This window comes from Bacillus sp. COPE52 (assembly GCF_003355115.1).
GTDB lineage: Bacteria > Bacillota > Bacilli > Bacillales > Bacillaceae_G > Bacillus_A > Bacillus_A toyonensis.
Map to the genome: position 1 here is coordinate 505,307 of NZ_CP031292.1, position 16,551 is coordinate 521,857.

12 protein-coding genes and 2 pseudogenes are annotated in these 16,551 nt (G+C 30.4%); all 14 read left to right on the forward strand.

Annotated elements, in window-relative coordinates; all coding sequences use genetic code 11:
* Positions 1 to 129: 129 nt before the first annotated feature.
* The 14 genes and pseudogenes from DPQ31_RS02495 (at position 130) to DPQ31_RS02560 (ending at position 16,529) form a co-directional block, all read left to right on the forward strand.
* Positions 130 to 709, forward strand: a pseudogene (locus DPQ31_RS02495) (response regulator transcription factor).
* A complete protein-coding gene (locus tag DPQ31_RS02500) occupies positions 706 to 2,490 on the forward strand; it encodes a sensor histidine kinase (protein WP_208731510.1) in 1,785 nt (594 codons plus the stop codon). Before DPQ31_RS02495 ends, DPQ31_RS02500 begins: the two are co-directional and overlap by 4 nt.
* 183 nt (positions 2,491 to 2,673) lie before the next feature.
* Positions 2,674 to 3,516 carry a polysaccharide deacetylase family protein gene (locus DPQ31_RS02505; RefSeq protein WP_208731511.1) on the forward strand — a complete coding sequence of 281 codons (843 nt, stop codon included), beginning with the start codon at positions 2,674 to 2,676 and terminating at the stop codon, positions 3,514 to 3,516.
* A 92-nt stretch (positions 3,517 to 3,608) separates the two neighbouring features.
* The gene (locus DPQ31_RS02510) at positions 3,609 to 4,289 is read left to right on the forward strand and encodes a GDSL-type esterase/lipase family protein (RefSeq protein ID WP_098912084.1); all 681 of its coding nucleotides are present in this window, start codon (positions 3,609 to 3,611) and stop codon (positions 4,287 to 4,289) included.
* A 422-nt stretch (positions 4,290 to 4,711) separates the two neighbouring features.
* Entirely contained in the window at positions 4,712 to 5,401 is a 690-nt protein-coding gene (locus DPQ31_RS02515; RefSeq protein ID WP_098912083.1) for a GDSL-type esterase/lipase family protein, read from the forward strand.
* An 80-nt stretch (positions 5,402 to 5,481) separates the two neighbouring features.
* Positions 5,482 to 6,888: an MBOAT family O-acyltransferase gene (locus DPQ31_RS02520; RefSeq protein ID WP_208731512.1), complete on the forward strand. Its 1,407-nt coding sequence runs from the start codon at positions 5,482 to 5,484 to the stop codon at positions 6,886 to 6,888.
* Between the two features lie 33 nt (positions 6,889 to 6,921).
* On the forward strand, positions 6,922 to 8,061 hold the full coding sequence (locus tag DPQ31_RS02525; RefSeq protein WP_208731513.1) for a DHHW family protein: 1,140 nt from the start codon (positions 6,922 to 6,924) through the stop codon (positions 8,059 to 8,061).
* Positions 8,062 to 8,221: 160 nt separating this feature from the next.
* The gene (locus DPQ31_RS02530; protein ID WP_098711000.1) at positions 8,222 to 8,719 is read left to right on the forward strand and encodes a DUF4358 domain-containing protein; all 498 of its coding nucleotides are present in this window, start codon (positions 8,222 to 8,224) and stop codon (positions 8,717 to 8,719) included.
* A gap of 39 nt (positions 8,720 to 8,758) precedes the next feature.
* Positions 8,759 to 8,977 (forward strand): annotated as a pseudogene (locus DPQ31_RS02535) (putative mucin/carbohydrate-binding domain-containing protein); the annotation flags it as partial.
* 792 nt (positions 8,978 to 9,769) lie between these two features.
* Positions 9,770 to 11,629 (forward strand): sensor histidine kinase, encoded by a 1,860-nt coding sequence (locus tag DPQ31_RS02540; protein WP_208731514.1) that lies wholly within the window; start codon positions 9,770 to 9,772, stop codon positions 11,627 to 11,629.
* A gap of 351 nt (positions 11,630 to 11,980) precedes the next feature.
* Entirely contained in the window at positions 11,981 to 12,685 is a 705-nt protein-coding gene (locus tag DPQ31_RS02545) for a response regulator transcription factor (protein WP_098710997.1), read from the forward strand.
* Positions 12,685 to 13,671: a sensor histidine kinase gene (locus DPQ31_RS02550; RefSeq protein WP_208731515.1), complete on the forward strand. Its 987-nt coding sequence runs from the start codon at positions 12,685 to 12,687 to the stop codon at positions 13,669 to 13,671. Before DPQ31_RS02545 ends, DPQ31_RS02550 begins: the two co-directional genes overlap by 1 nt.
* Positions 13,672 to 13,813: 142 nt before the next feature.
* Positions 13,814 to 14,584: an ABC transporter ATP-binding protein gene (locus DPQ31_RS02555; RefSeq protein ID WP_315969878.1), complete on the forward strand. Its 771-nt coding sequence runs from the start codon at positions 13,814 to 13,816 to the stop codon at positions 14,582 to 14,584.
* Complete coding sequence (locus tag DPQ31_RS02560) at positions 14,559 to 16,529, forward strand: FtsX-like permease family protein (protein WP_208731517.1); 1,971 nt, start codon at positions 14,559 to 14,561, stop codon at positions 16,527 to 16,529. Before DPQ31_RS02555 ends, DPQ31_RS02560 begins: the two co-directional genes overlap by 26 nt.
* Positions 16,530 to 16,551 lie beyond the last annotated feature (22 nt).

The following is a 16,551-nucleotide window of genomic DNA, read 5'->3' on the forward strand; positions in this document are numbered from 1 at the left end:
AGGCTATTATCTTGATATAGCTATGTTACAGGTAGTAGTGATGGAAATAGTGAAAGGTTTTTAATTGGTTAAAATATAAAATGAACTATTTCTTCATAAAAATAAAATTAATCGTGGAGAAGATAAAAGATGCAAAGAACAATATTAATTGTAGAAGATGAAGATATTTCAAGTGAAATTATGAAGGATTATTTACTAAACCAAGGGGATAACGTCTTAGAGGTGATTGATGGGAAAGAAGCATTATCTATATTTGAAGAACATGAGGTGTATTTAATTATTTTAGACATTATGTTACTGGAATTAGATGGTTGGGTGGTCTGTCGGCGAATTCGTAAGAACTCTAATGTATCTATTATTATGCTAACAGCTCGGGTGGATGAGGATGATACTTTACTGGGATTTGAACTGGGAGCGGATGATTATGTTACAAAACCATATAGTCCTCCTATTTTATTGGCAAGAGCAAAACGATTAATTGAAAGCCGAGATTCTTCTGTTCATGATGCAGCTAATGAATTTAATGCAAAATCAAGGGATTGTGATTACAAGAGAACAACTTATCACTAAAATTTGGGGTTATGAATTTGTTGAGGATGATCGGACTGTCAATAGTCATATCCGTAATCTGCGTCAGAAATTAAGGGGGAAAGCAACTTGTATTGTAACCGTTGTTAGAATTGGCTATAAATTTGGGAGGCAGGTATGAAAAAAGGAATTGTACTAAAATTGTTTATATTAACTACAGCATTATGCACACTTATTTTAGTAACTATTTTTATTGGGCAAACCATATTTTTTAAGCAATACTACGCAAATCGAAAAGTTAATGATATTAAGAAGAATATTCAATCGTTTGAAAAAGCATATGTAAAAGCTGGAGATGACGTAGATGCAATTCAAGAGTTGGAACAAAATTTTTATCAAGAAAATACGACATGGGTTACAACGCTAGACAAAGTAGGGAATATAAAATATGCAAATGATTTTTCTTTAGAAATTCAGTTAAACCCTAATCAAAATAAGACCTTTTCTCAACGTTTAATTCAGATTCCATTGTATAGTTTTATCGATTTAGAAGATATACAAAGGGTAAAATATAGTTTAGAACAGGATAGTCATATTATTATCGATGGAGTACAGGAAGGGGATGCAGTAGTCCCTGCGATGTTAACAATAAAAGAGAAGAATTTTGGGCTGGAGAACAAGCAATTGTCAGAAAGGTTATATGGCCCAAAAGCTGCATATTCAAAAGAAAGGGCACAGTTATATTTAGCAGGGAGCATTAAGAAAGTACAATTACCGGAGGGGACTGTAGGAACTAACTCTATTTATCGAAATCGTGTATTTATAGATAGAATAAAACAATTTCAGGTTGATTTAATATTAAATCAAAACCCAAGTAATATTACTTCTACAGAAATAGTGGATTATGAAGAAAATGATATTAAATATAAACTATTAATCAAACCGACAATAGATGTAGATGGTAAGGAAAATTATATATTTGCTATGACATCATTGCAACCAGTTGATGAAGCTGTGCAAATGATAAAGGATTATTATATATATTTAATTATCTTTGTATTGATTTTAATCGTTTTGATATCGTTCTATTACTCAAAGAAAGTTGCCAAACCACTGTTACAAATAAATGATACTACAAAAAAAATCGCTGGTCTAGATTTCTCAGAGACGATACCTATTACCACAAAAGATGAAATAGGTGATTTATCACAAAATATTAATACACTTTCTAAAGCTTTGCATTCGTATATTAATCAATTACAGCAAGATATAGAGAAAGAAAAGCAATTAGAAAATACACGTAAAGAATTTATCGCGGGTGTTTCACATGAGTTAAAAACACCTTTAAGTATTATGAAGAGCTGTATTTCAATTTTGGAGGATGGTGTTGCTAGTAATAAAAAGGATTATTACTTTAAAGCAATGTCAAAAGAAGTAGATAAAATGGATATGCTCATTATTGATATGCTGGAGTTAGCAAAATTCGAGTCTGGTACGTATAAAATGAAAATGAATGTTTTCCATATTGATGAGATGATTGATTACATATGCGAGCAATTAACCTCGGATATAACAGCTAAGCAATTACATGTCCATAAACAACTTTCTAAAATTGGGGTAGTTGCAAATCCTCATCGAATAGAACAGGTTATAACTAACTTTTTTACGAATGCGATTCGTTACACACCAGAACATGAGAATATTATTATTTCTACAATAGAAGAGAACGAACGTGTAAAAGTATGTATAGAAAATAAAGGGGCTCATATCGCGCCAGAACACTTAGAAAAAATATGGGATCGTTTTTATCGAGGAGATACGTCTCGTCAACGTTCTAAAGGTGGAACAGGATTAGGCCTTGCGATTTCAAAGAATATACTAGACCTGCATGGCGTGGAATATGGTGTATTGAATACAAAAGATGGAGTGTTATTTTTCTTCTATTTAAATAAAGACGTGTAGAACGAAAATTCTACACGTTTTTATCATTTTTAAACAAAATCGACATTATCTGCATCTTATCTTTATCCGTCTCTATTAATCTATTTATTGTAAATACTGGTTGAAACTAATGATTCAGTCGAGTAAAGGCTCAGCCTTATAAATAATGAATATGAAAATTAATAGGGAAAGGATTGAAAAATAATGAAAGAATCACAAAAAAAGAAAAAAAAAAGTGTATTAACTAAGGCAATAATATCTCTAGGAGTTGTATTAGCAACGACCTTTTTCACATTCTTTTTAATTGGGGAATGGAACTCTACCCCAGCGAAGGGAGTGGCTAAGGAAAGTATGAAATATGTTAATACGCAACAACAAGAAAAGAAAAAGGAAACATCACCGGCAAAACAAAAAAGACCTGATGGAAAGCCAGTAGGAAAAGTTGTTTATTTAACATTTGATGACGGTCCTAGCGAATTAACTGGGAAATTTTTAGATGTACTAAAAGAGCAAAATGTTGCTTCGACATTTTTTATGCAAGGTAGCAATTTACAAAATACAGGTTTTCAGGAAAATGTAAAACGAGCAGTAAAAGAAGGGCATTATATTGGTGCACATAGTATGACACATAATAGTGATAAGTTATACAAAAAAGGACAATTTGTACCAGAGATGAAAGAAACGTTAGATCTTATCCATAATATTACGGGTACAACTCCTAAACTAGTCCGTCCACCATATGGATCTGCACCAGGATTAAAGGGTGAGGAAATTCGTAATCGAATTGTAGAAGCTGGAATGAAAGTTTGGGATTGGACAATTGATTCAAATGATTGGAAATTAAAAGATAATCCCCAGCAAATTATAGAGGATGTAAAACGTACAACAACAGAGGATGTAGAAGTGGTGTTAATGCATGAAAAACCACAGACATTACAAGCACTTCCAGAAATCATTAAATTTTATAAGGAAAAAGGATATGAATTTGGAGTATACAATGAATCGGATCATTTTCAACTAAATTTCCAGAAAGATCAACGTCTATAGTATATAAATGGTTATCTTTAAAATTTGGTTTTTATCAGTAAAAATGTTATCTAATTTTACTAATAAAAGCACTGTAAGGAATGAAATTGTATATGATTAAAAAAATAATTACAATCCCATTGATAAGTATCATCGCTTTATCAGCTTGCGGAAATCCAGATAGTAAGACAGTTATTACTAGTCCAGTCCCTAAAACAGACTCTTCTTCTACCACTTTTGAAAAAGAGCACATCTCTTCGTCTAATATAGATACTTCGACATTTAAATCTATTTTTAAATCAAGTGTATTTTTAGGGGATTCCATTACAGATGGACTTCATGATATTGATATATTAGACGAAAAAAACATTGTAAGTGGTATAGGGAAATCAATTGGAGATGCTCAAAAAAATATTGAGCAAGTAGTTAATCAAAAACCGAAAAATATATTTATTTTACTTGGGTTATGTAATCTTAGTGAAACAAAAGAATCTGCAATAACCCAATATTCCCAACTGATTCAAAAAATAAAAGAAAAATTACCTCATACAAAAATAAATATCCTATCAATTACACCAGTTACACCAGAGCGTATACAAAAAGAAGGGCGTTATAATAACATTAATGATTTTAACGAAGGATTTAAATTGTTAGCAAAGAAAGAACAGGTGAATTTTATCGACTTGTCCCCGATATTTAAAGATAATCCAGATCTCTATGTTAATGATGGCATCCATTTTAAACCTGAATTTTACTCGATTTGGTTAGAATATTTAAAAAATCAATTAAAATAAACAAAAACGTGTTTTTATTTATTTCTTTTAATTTGTTTAATGTATATAAAGCAAATATAAAAAGGAAGTGAATTATTGCTAGCTACAATAATTCACTTCCTTTTTTGTTTAAACTAACACATATTCCCTACCTTGAAATCGACAATTAACAAACCATTTCATGGGTTATTAAACACATTTTCTTCAAACAAATTTCATATTCAATTTCAGAAATATAAGCATAAAATTATTCATCTGTTAAGTTATTTAATAACTAATTTTCAAACTGTGGATTCTTTAAATTATATCTATATAATCTGCATCTAATCTTTACCTATAACGCTTAATCTATATTTTGTAAACGGAAGGTCCATATTGAAAACAAAATAGCAGTGCTATATACACCAGCGCTTACGAAATAATGATTTGAGAGGAAGATAGAAATGTTAAAGAAAGTATGCGTTTGTCTACTTACGGGGGCTGTTGTATTGTCCTCCGCAGCTTGTGTAAATAACGGGACTGAAAAACCATCAAATAAGGTTACTCAAAATGCTACGCATGAAAAAACATCAAAAGATAGTGCGTATAAACCTATTTTTAAAAATAGTTTATTCTTTGGAGATTCCATTACTGAAGGAATGATTGATCAAGAATTAATAGAAGATAAAAATATTATTGCTGACAAGGGGAAAGTTACAGCAATCGCTATAGAGGAAGATGTTAACAAAGTAATAGAAAAAAAACCTGAACATATTTTTATGAGTTTTGGAACGAATGATTTACTGATGCCTATGGATCTCGAAGGAAAACCTATCGAAAATCCAGTTAAGTTTTCAATAGATAACTATTCCAAATTAATACAAAAAATAAAAGAAAAACTTCCAAATGTAAGCATACACCTTTTATCTGTTACACCAGTTGCAGATAAGGTATTACAAGAATACCCACAATATAAACATATTGATGAATATAACGTGAAACTTAAAGAATTAGCAAAAGCTGAGAAAGCAGAGTACATTGATTTATCTCCAATATTTGAAAAAAACAAAGATTTACATGATCAAGATGGTGTACATTTTAAAGCTAATTATTACAAGCAACTACTTGAACAATTAAAAGGTGCTGTTAAGTAGTACCTATACTTGAAATTTACAGTTCTTATGTAAGGACTGTAAATTTTCAAGAAAAAATAATTGTAGGAGGTGAAAGAACAATGGTGTTCAGTAGTTTAATTTTTCTTTTCATGTTCTTACCATTAGCTCTTATTATTTATTACGTATCACCTAAAGTTCTTCGAAATTGTATATTATTTATCGTCAGTCTCATTTTTTATGCATGGGGTGAGCCAGTGTATATAGTCATTATGATATTCTCTACCATATTTGACTATATTAATGGGGTGCTTATAGATAAATATAGAGATAGAAAGGGTATTACAAAAGCGATATTTATTAATTCCATAATAATAAATTTAGGAATACTTGGTTTCTTCAAATATTATGGTTTCGTGGTGGATAACATCAATACGATTTTTAACTTAAATCTTCCGGTCGAGACTCTTCCTCTTCCAGTAGGGATCTCTTTTTATACTTTTCAAACGATGTCTTATGTAATTGATGTTTATCTAGGAAAAGTACAAGCGCAAAAAAACATTATTTCTTTTGGTACTTATGTTACGATGTTTCCTCAACTTGTTGCAGGTCCTATTATAAAATACAGTGATATCGATAAACAATTACAAGAAAGAAAAGTAACATTAGATCGTTTTGGTGAAGGTATGGAATTATTTGTTAGAGGACTGGCGTTAAAAGTACTTTTAGCTAATAATATAGGACTTCTTTGGACAAGTGTAAAAGAAACTTCTATATCAGAACTTACAATCATTACAGCATGGATGGGGATTATTGCTTTTGCTTTCCAAATTTATTTTGACTTTAGAGGATATTCAGCTATGGCTCAAGGACTAGGTAAAATGTTTGGGTTTGATTTTCCAGAAAACTTCAACTATCCCTATATCTCAAAAAGTGTAACCGAATTTTGGCGTAGATGGCACATATCATTAGGTTCGTGGTTTAGAGAGTATGTATACATTCCTCTCGGCGGAAATCGGACTGGATTAATTAAGCAACTTAGAAATTTATTTATAGTTTGGTTCTTAACAGGATTGTGGCATGGAGCGAACTGGAATTTTATTGTTTGGGGATTGTATTTTGGATTATTTGTAACACTAGAAAAGCTATTTCTTTTAAAATGGCTTAAAAATAGGATGAGCTTTATCGCACATGTGTATACACTTATCATTGTTCTAATTGGATGGGTGTTTTTTGAATTTGAAAACTTATCAGTAGCAATGAATTTCTTAGGAACAATGTTTGGCTTTAATCAATCTGTTTTCTTGGATAATAAAACTCTATACTATATAACAACCAATTTTATGCTATTTATTGTCCTAGCAATTTGTTCAACACCATTCCCAAAAAGAGCGTTTGTATATATTAGAGAAAAGCTAAAGTTACCGGGCGCTATTGGTATTCCAGTTTTTTATGTCATACTAGCAGTTCTTTCAACTGGGTATTTAGTAAATGACACATATAATCCATTCTTATATTTTAGGTTTTAATGATATCGTACTTGTTTGAAAGAGGTGAGTTACTTGAATCGGTATGAAAAAATATACAAATGTACGATGGCAGGATTATTGTCACTCTTTATAGGAGGAATGTTCAGCGTAAATTTACTAACTCCTAATAAAATATTTTCAGATACAGAAAATAGAAAACTAGAACAGTTGCCAGAGTTTTCTTTCCAAAATCTAATAGGAAAAAAATTCACTTCTAATTACGAAAAATATATTTCTGATCAGTTTGCATTCAGGGACTTTTGGATAAGTGTGAAATCTGATATGGAACGAACAATAGGAAAGAAAGAAAATAATGGTGTGTATATAGGTAAAGATGGATTTTTACTTCAAAAGTTTAGTAAGCCTGAAGAACAAGATGTAAAAAACAAAATAGAAGCAATAAATGATTTTCATATTGCTAATCCTAACGTGAAAATGCAAGTCATGTTAGTACCTACAGCAATTAGTATTTTAGAAAATAAGCTCCCAAACTATGTTTCTCATAGTGATGAGCTTACGTATATTAATAAAGTAAAAAAATCTTTAGATAAGGATATAAACTTTATTGATGTATATCCTGTATTGAGTTCTAAAAAAGATGAATATATATATTACAAAACCGATCATCATTGGACCACTAAAGGCGCATATTATGCCTATCAAGAGCTGGGAAAAAACATGAAATTCACTCCTAATAAAAGTGATTCATTCAACATTAAAGAGATTACAAATAGCTTTTATGGATCCCTATATTCAAAAGCAGGCTTTAGAAATATAGATCCTGATAGTATTGAATTATATGAACAAAAGAAAGCTAATAAATATAAATTAGAGTATGGTGATGAAAGGAAAACGTCAACTTCTCTTTATGAAATGGAGAACATCAAGAAAAAAGATAAATATACTGTATTTTTCAATGGGAATCATCCATTAATAAAAATAAAAACTGATAATAAGAGTGGGGGAAAATTATTAGTTTTCAAAGATTCTTATGCAAATTCTTTACTGCCTTTTTTACTACCACATTTTAGTGAAATTCATATAGTCGATCTTAGATACTATACAGATAGTCTAAATATGTTGGTACAGAAAAATAAAATTAATGATGTATTAGTGCTTTATAATGTAAATAACTTCTTTGAAGATTCATCTATAAGTAATTTATCTGAATAAGAGAATCAATTGTATTTAATATATGTCCTAGCTATCAAGAGCGTTATCCTCGTCTTTAATTAATTTATGTTTATGGCGATATTCATTAAATATGAATCGTTAGAATCCTTGTTTAAATTAAATGCTTGAAACAACTAAATGAAAAGGAGAAGTTAAACTAATGATAAAATTGTTGAAAATTTTTAATATAAAATTCGTTATTACTATTATTGTTTGTATGATTACTTTAGGAGCTTTAAGCGGTTGCTTTGAAAAAAAAGAAAATGTTAATAACCTTTCAGCTACAGAAATAGGGGAGAAGATTAAACAGGTTGCGAACTTAGAAGAAATGAAGGAAGGAGATAGTAAAAAGCTTCAAAAGCTATATAACATAAATACTGATGAGATCGAAAGTTTTGTGCTATATACTGCTCCTACAAATATTAAAGCTGATGAAATTGCTGCGATTAAAGTAAAAGATATGAAAAATGTAAAAAACATTAAAGAGAAAATTTTAAGTAGGATTGAAAAAAAATCCAAAAGCTTTAAAGACTATCTTCCGGACGAATATTTTTTAATAGAAAAACATGTCTTAAAAACAAAAGATAACTATATCCTTTTAGCAATATCAAAGGATGCTGATAAAATTGAAAAAACATTTGATAAAATTTTAAAGTAATCAACCTCTAAATCAATAACTACGTATTTAGCTGATTTTCTTTATGATAAGGAAATCGTGGGAAATAGACAACAAAATGCTGAAACCCAAACAGTACCTATAAAAGTAGGGGATTATATAGAATTAACTCATATAGAAGGGGAAGCAGCAAAGGAAAAAACACGAGCGACTTTAACTAACCTTGAGTATGGAAAACAGGAATATATAGGAAAGAAAAGAACATATCAGGTTACATCTACAGGATTAATAAGACAATAAATGTATAAAAAAGTTGGGGGAATCCTCAACTTTTTTATTGTGTTGCTCATTTCTGGAGAAATTGTAGGATTAATTTGTGCCTCTACAACTCAAATAGGGATTGATAAAAATATTGAGAAGATTTGCGCCAAAGGCCCTTATAATATCTTAATTCAATAGATAGTTAGGTCCACATAATCTGTTAAGTTTTAAAACGAGTGTTCTAACGTACAGGAAATCGATTGAAATGATTTCGAATTATGTCTAAACATATAATTTCTTTTTTTAATACAGTGAGCTCGTACAAATAATCACAAAAAATAACAATGGCTATATATAGTGTTTAGCCATATTCATTCCAAGCGTTCTATGTGTAAAGAAGCTTTGCATTATAAATTTCAAATCTTATACATATCTTGCAATAAAATCTATTTTTCTTCCGGATTTCCATATCAATAATCACATAGAAAAATTTACCTCTCTTTTTTTTATACATATATTTTATGTTGACACGTGGGTAGGGCCTTTTTTTTTGCAGATGTAAAGATAAAATGCATTTTATCTTTACATAAAACATGTATCATATAATCGTAACTAAAAGCTATGACAAAATATGTAGATGGTTAGTTGTAAATATATAAAGCAAAAACAAGTTGATCAAGGGAGTTTTTTATAAAACATGTATCTTAGCTGTTATTAATTGGTGTGATTGTATAGTGAATAGAAATGTTGGTGAAACATGGAATGAATGGGAAGGTAAATTTAAGAGTGTTATGATCATTGTCGAGCAGCTTGTTAACTGGAGGTCAAATATTGAAAAGAGGAATTGTATTAAAATTATTTATGATAACAACAGTGTTGTGTATGTTCATTTTGGCAACCATTATTGTTGGACAAACAATATTCTTTAAACAATTTTATACGAATAAAAAAGTAAATGATGTCAAAATAAACGTGAATTCTTTTGAAAAGGATTATTTGAAAAGTGAAGGCAATTCACAAGTTAATCAAAAACTAGAGCAAGATTTCTATCGAGAACATAATACATGGATTACCACATTAGATGGTAAGGGGTATTTAAAGAATGTAAATGATTTTTATATAGAAGTAAAATTAAATCCGTCTAAAAATAAAGAAAAGCAATTCGCGGACTCTACAATTTCTATACCACTGTATAATTTCAAGTTTGAAGGCGATTATACGAGAGATATGTTAAATGAAATATTCCCTTTAGGAAAAACAGTTATGTTGCAGGGGATAAAAAATAATTCTACATTTATTCCATATCTTTTATTCTCTAACACAAAAAATCTAAATTTGATAAATCCGATATTAGAAAAAAGAATAACTGATATTTTAATACAGCAAAAAAATAAATATAATTCTATAGAAGTCCCTAAAATAGATACTAAAGAATATAAAAGAGCATCCGAAGAACAACTACCTATAACATACCTAGAAGGGAATATTACAAATGTTCAACTTTCGGGTGGGAATGAACAATCTAATTTTGCTTATACAAATAATTTATTTATGGAAAGGATACAGGAGTTTCAGGCAAATTTATTGCTTAATAAAAAGAATGCTAACTACAATTCGTTACAAGAAATAGATTATGAACAGAATGATATTAAATATAAGATAATAATAAAACCGATAAAGGACAAGAATGGTGAAGTAACATACATTTTTTCAATGGCTTCCTTGCAGCCGGTTGATGAAGCTGTACAAATGATAAAAGAGTACTATGTCTATATTGTTTTGCTTGTGTTGGTTCTTATTTTTCTATCTTCTTTTTACTATTCAAAAAAGATAGCCAAACCCTTATTACAAATAAACAAGACAACTAAACGAATTGCAAACCTAGATTTCTCAGAAAGGGTTTCAGTCGAATCGAGAGATGAAATTGGTGATTTATCTCAAAATATTAATTTACTTTCAAATACATTACACTCACATATTGAACAGTTACAACGAGATATAGAGAAAGAAAAAAAATTAGAAAATACAAGAAAAGAATTTATTTCCGGGGTATCGCATGAGTTAAAGACACCTCTAAGTATTATGAAAAGTTGTATTTCTATTTTAAAAGATGGTGTTGCAGATCATAAGAGAGAGTATTACTTTAAGGCTATGGAAAAAGAAGTAGATAAGATGGATATGATGATTGTAGATATGCTTGAGTTAGCAAAATTTGAATCCGGTACGTATAAAATGCAGATGGATGTTTTTTATATTGACATTGCCATTCAGCATATATGTGAACAGTTATCTTTGGAGATAACAAAAAAACAATTACATATTTACACACATCTTTCTGCGATTGAAGTCATTGCAAATCATCGTCTTATGGAACAAGTAATCACAAACTTTATCACGAATGCTATTCGTTACACTCCAGAAAAAGAAGACATTATTGTTTCTACAATAGATGAGCCAAGTCGAATAAAAATCTGCATCGAAAATAAAGGTGCCCATATCGAAAAAGATCAATTAGATAAAATTTGGGATCGTTTTTACCGGGTTGATACAGCACGACAACGGTCGCAAGGTGGAACAGGACTTGGACTTGCCATTTCAAAAAACATCTTAGAACTTCATGGAGCAGAGTATGGGGTATATAATACAGTTGATGGTGTGTTGTTTTATTTCTATTTAGAAAAAAAGGTGTAGAACTTTTGTTCAACACCTTTTTTCATTTATTTTAATCAGGTCTCAATATTTCCTTTAATGTACAGAAAAATGGGGGAATAAATTGGTAAAATGAAGCGCCCTGTAAACAGGGTGCTTTTTCAATTATATCCTACTCATCCAATTGAAGTGTCAACATACTATTTTAAGTAAAGAAAAAAAGATGAATACCATCTCTATTATGTTTATTAATTTAGAAACAATAAATATACACTTTAATGGATACTTATTGCATTTAAGGGGGGATATAAGATATCATCTTTTTTAAATAAATAAAATATAAAACACTAAACGAACTTTAAAAATTACACCTAAATTAAAGGAGATTACGAAATGAATACAATCATGATTGTAGAAGATGATATGAAAATCGCTGAATTACTGGGAACTCATATAAAAAAATATGGATACCAAAGTGTTATTATAGAGGATTTTGAAAATATCTTAGAAATATTTCAAGAGATAAAACCAGATTTAGTGCTATTAGATGTAAATTTACCTAATTTTGACGGTTATTATTGGTGTCGCCAAATACGAGCTATTTCTACTTGTCCAATTATATTTTTATCTGCAAGGAGTGGAGAGATGGATCAAGTTATGGCTTTAGAAAATGGTGGTGATGACTACATTACGAAACCTTTTTATTATGAAGTTGTAATGTCTAAAATCCGTAGTCAACTCAGGAGAGCATACGGTGAATATGCTCCTAAAGTAAAAGAACGAATAGTTGAGCAATCAGGATTATTCCTGTTCCCAGAAAGAATGGAACTTCAACTAGAAGATAAGACAATTATACTTACTAGAAAAGAAACAACTTTATTGGAAATATTGATAACAAAGTCTCCACTCCTTGTAAAACGTGAAGTGATTTTAGAGCAACTATGGGATAGTTCATATATAGACGAGAATACATTGAGTGTAAATATAGGGAGAATTAGAAGGAAATTGCAAGATTTAGGTATTGAAAACGCACTGGAGACAGTTCGTGGTGCTGGATATCGTTTGCATGCTACTTGGGAGAGGGAAGGAAAGGAATAATGAAATTATTTTTACAAGAACATATTCCACTCATTTGTTATACATTTGCCCAATTGCTTATCATTCTTTTTATATATTGGTTTGATGGTTATCCACATATTTTGACAGCATTATATTCTGTATTTTTGGGTGTTTTTTTATTAATGGGTTATTTAATATATCGTTATTATAGTCATCGTTCATTCTACAAGCGTCTATCAACACCAATGGAAACGTTAAATGAATCAATAAAAGATAGTGATTTGACTCCGTTATCAATGGCCTTAGAAACATTACTACAAACTCAATATCAATATTATCAAAACCAATTAAAAAAATGGGAACGAAAACAACAAGAACAAATGACTTTTATGAATCAATGGGTTCATCAAATGAAAACACCTCTTTCTGTTATTGAGTTAATTACACAAGATGCAGATGACTCTCAATTTGACAGTATTAATGAAGAAACGGAAAGAATCAAAAAAGGATTAGAAATGGTCTTATATGTTGCTCGTTTAGAAACATTTGAACAGGATTTTCATGTAGAACGATTGCAATTATTGGGAATGCTTGATTCTGTTATTCATGAAAATAAACGTCTGTTTATACGTAGTTATGTGTATCCAGAAGTAAAAGTAGACCCGAGTCTTATTGTAGAAACAGATAAGAAATGGTTTCGATTCATACTCAATCAAGTACTGTCAAATGCAATTAAATATTCATCAAGTAAGAAAGGGAAAGTAATAGTATCGGCGTATTCAAAAGGACGAGCAATTATTTTGGAAGTAAGAGATTATGGAGTGGGTATTCCTACTGTTGATTTACCACGTGTTTTTAATCTGTTTTACACTGGAGAAAATGGTAGAAAATTCAAAGAGTCTACAGGAATGGGATTATATCTTGTTAAAGAAGTATGTGAAAAATTAAATCATAAGATTGAGCTAGAATCTGAGGTAGGTAAGGGAACAAAAGTCAGAATCATATTCCCGTATGCATCTCGTTAACCGATGAAAGGTATACTTTTCATCGGTTTTTCTTTTGAATCTTACAAACTTGTTAGGTAACTGTTAGGGAAATCGATATGAGACAGACTATATATAGGTTACACTTCATGTATCGAAAAGAGAAATGGAAGGTGAAATACTTGTGGAGATACTACATGTTTCAGATTTAGGGAAGGTTTATCCTGGGAAAATCTCTTATACAGCATTATCCCATATTGATTTAAAAATAAACAAAGGTGAATTTGTAGGAATTATGGGACCATCGGGGAGCGGTAAAACAACGCTATTAAATATGGTGTCTACTATAGATGCTCCAACATCAGGAGAAGTATTAATTCATGGAGAAAATCCATATCTGTTATCTCCAAATCAGCTGTCTTTATTTCGAAGACGTGAATTAGGGTTTGTTTTTCAATCATTTAATCTCCTTAATACATTGACAGTGAAAGAAAATATTGTTCTTCCACTTACGCTTGATGGTGTCAGTCCTAGAGAAATGGAAGGGAAAGTAGAAGCTATTGCTAAAAAACTAGGGATAACTGAAATATTAGATAAACGTACGTATGAAATTTCTGGTGGGCAGGCACAAAGAACTGCAATCGCACGTGCTACTATTCATAATCCGAAATTATTACTTGCGGATGAACCTACAGGAAATCTGGATTCAAAATCTGCTAGTGATGTGATGGAATTATTGACAAAGCTTAATAAAGAAAACAGCACAACGATGATGTTAGTGACACATGATGCAATGGCTGCAAGTTATTGTGATCGAATTGTGTTTATCAAAGATGGACAGTTATACAATGAGATTTATTGTGGAGATAAACGCAAAGTATTCTATCAAAAAATTCTAGAGGTTTTAGCATTATTAGGAGGAAATGCAAATGACTTTTCGACAGTTCGCATTTAATAACGTTATTCGTAGTAAAAGAACATATTTGGCTCATTTTTTAAGTAGTACGTTTGCTATTATGATTTTCTTTACTTATGCATTACTTGCATTTCATCCTAATTTACAAGGCGATCTTGCTGCCAGTGTAACAATCAATACATTTGCAAAGTCAGGATTACAGATATCGCAGGGGTTAATATTTTTCTTCTCATTCTTCTTTATCCTATATTCTGTAAGTGCATTTTTAAAAACAAGAAAAAAAGATTTTGGAATTCTGATGCTACATGGGATGTCACGTTCACAGTTGAATAAATTAGTATTTATTGAAAATATAATAATTGGAATCGCTTCTATTTTAACAGGAATTACAATTGGAATGGCGTTTTCTAAGTTTATCTTAATTATGAGCAACAATCTGCTAATGATTGATAAAGGACTCTCATTTTACATGCCATTTAAAGCAATTGGGATAACATTTGGAGCATTCTTATCACTATTTTTATTTATTTCACTTTTCACTTCTCGACTAGTAAATGTAGAGCAATTAGTAGAATTGATAAAATCAGAAGAAAAGCCAAAGCCTGAACCCAAAGCATCCCTGTGGCTATCTTTGTTCGCACTAATTTGTATTGGATTAGGATATACAGCTGTTTTCCATAGTGTTAACGCAATTCATTACAAGGATGTGAAATATGTATTATTCATGATGGCGATAGGGGTGAGCTTTGTTGTACTTGGAACGTACTTCTTATTTACACAGCTCAGTGTGTATGTGTTACGTGTATTAAAGAAAAGGGAAAATATTTTCTTTAAGAAAACAAACATACTCACCATCTCAGATTTAGTGTATCAATTAAAAGATAATGCAAAAATGTTTTTTATGGTCACTATTATATCTGCTGTTGCCTTCACTGCAGTGGGAACTTGTATGGGATTAGGTAACACAGCCATGGCTGAATCAAATAGTCCCTTCGCATTTTCTTATCAGTCTTATAATAATAATCCTTTAGAAAAAGAGCATCTAAAAAGAATAGAAAGCGAACTCAATAATGGTGGGTTTAAATTCAAACAAGTAGCTTATTCCATAAAACAAATTCCAGATACCCTTTATAACAGCAATGTATTATTAAGCGTTATAAAAATAAGTGATTACAATAGGTTAGCAGAATCATTTGATTTTGAAAAAGAAAGCTTAAAAAATCAAAATAGTAGTTTTGTCATTCCTTCAAAAAAAGTCGCTAATACAAAATCTAATCAAAATGAATTTCAATTGTTGCACGAAACTATAAAAAAAGATATGCATGTAGATAAAATACTAGCTCCGAAAGAACTACAAGATACAACCGTCACGATAATTATTGTACCAGACGTTTTATATAATCAAATGATTGTAGACCCAGAGAAACAATATGGACAATCAACTATCAATGGTTTTATTGTGAAAAATTGGGATCAAACAAAAATGGTTGCTGAAAAAATCGTGACTACTCTTCAGAAAGATAATGAAGGTATACATGAGCCTGAATTATACAACAAACAATATAAATTTTCTTCTTTAATATCTACATGGATAGTGATGAAACAAGGTTTTGGACTTGCATCTATCATGAGTGTATTAATAGGCATTGTTTTCTTTACGTTTGCTGCAAGCTTTTTATATTTCCGATTATACACAGACTTAGAACGAAATCAGCAGCAATATAAAATGATAGCAAAAGTTGGTTTAAGTAAACCTGAATTAAAGAAAATTGTGACACGTCAACTTGCATTACTATTCTTTTTGCCCATTGTAATAGCAATTACACATAGTGCCGTAGCTTTTATGGCCTTGCAAAAGTTAGCTAATTTTTCAGTCTTGGGTAGTTCCGTTATAGTATTGGTTTGTTTCTTAGTTTTACAAATTATATACTTTTACTTTGTTCGATCTCAATACTTGAAAAAAATGTATAAAACGATTTTTTAATTCAAATATAATTAAAGGAAGG

Bases quoted from the DNA above. Each gene is read 5' to 3' on its own strand.
- DPQ31_RS02545 (WP_098710997.1), top strand. From the start codon at position 11,981: ATGAATACAATCATGATTGTAGAAGATGATATGAAAATCGCTGAATTA.
- DPQ31_RS02505 (WP_208731511.1), top strand. From the start codon at position 2,674: ATGAAAGAATCACAAAAAAAGAAAAAAAAAAGTGTATTAACTAAGGCA.
- DPQ31_RS02510 (WP_098912084.1), top strand. From the start codon at position 3,609: ATGATTAAAAAAATAATTACAATCCCATTGATAAGTATCATCGCTTTA.
- DPQ31_RS02550 (WP_208731515.1), top strand. From the start codon at position 12,685: ATGAAATTATTTTTACAAGAACATATTCCACTCATTTGTTATACATTT.
- DPQ31_RS02520 (WP_208731512.1), top strand. From the start codon at position 5,482: ATGGTGTTCAGTAGTTTAATTTTTCTTTTCATGTTCTTACCATTAGCT.
- DPQ31_RS02530 (WP_098711000.1), top strand. From the start codon at position 8,222: ATGATAAAATTGTTGAAAATTTTTAATATAAAATTCGTTATTACTATT.
- DPQ31_RS02500 (WP_208731510.1), top strand. From the start codon at position 706: ATGAAAAAAGGAATTGTACTAAAATTGTTTATATTAACTACAGCATTA.
- DPQ31_RS02560 (WP_208731517.1), top strand. From the start codon at position 14,559: ATGACTTTTCGACAGTTCGCATTTAATAACGTTATTCGTAGTAAAAGA.
- DPQ31_RS02515 (WP_098912083.1), top strand. From the start codon at position 4,712: ATGTTAAAGAAAGTATGCGTTTGTCTACTTACGGGGGCTGTTGTATTG.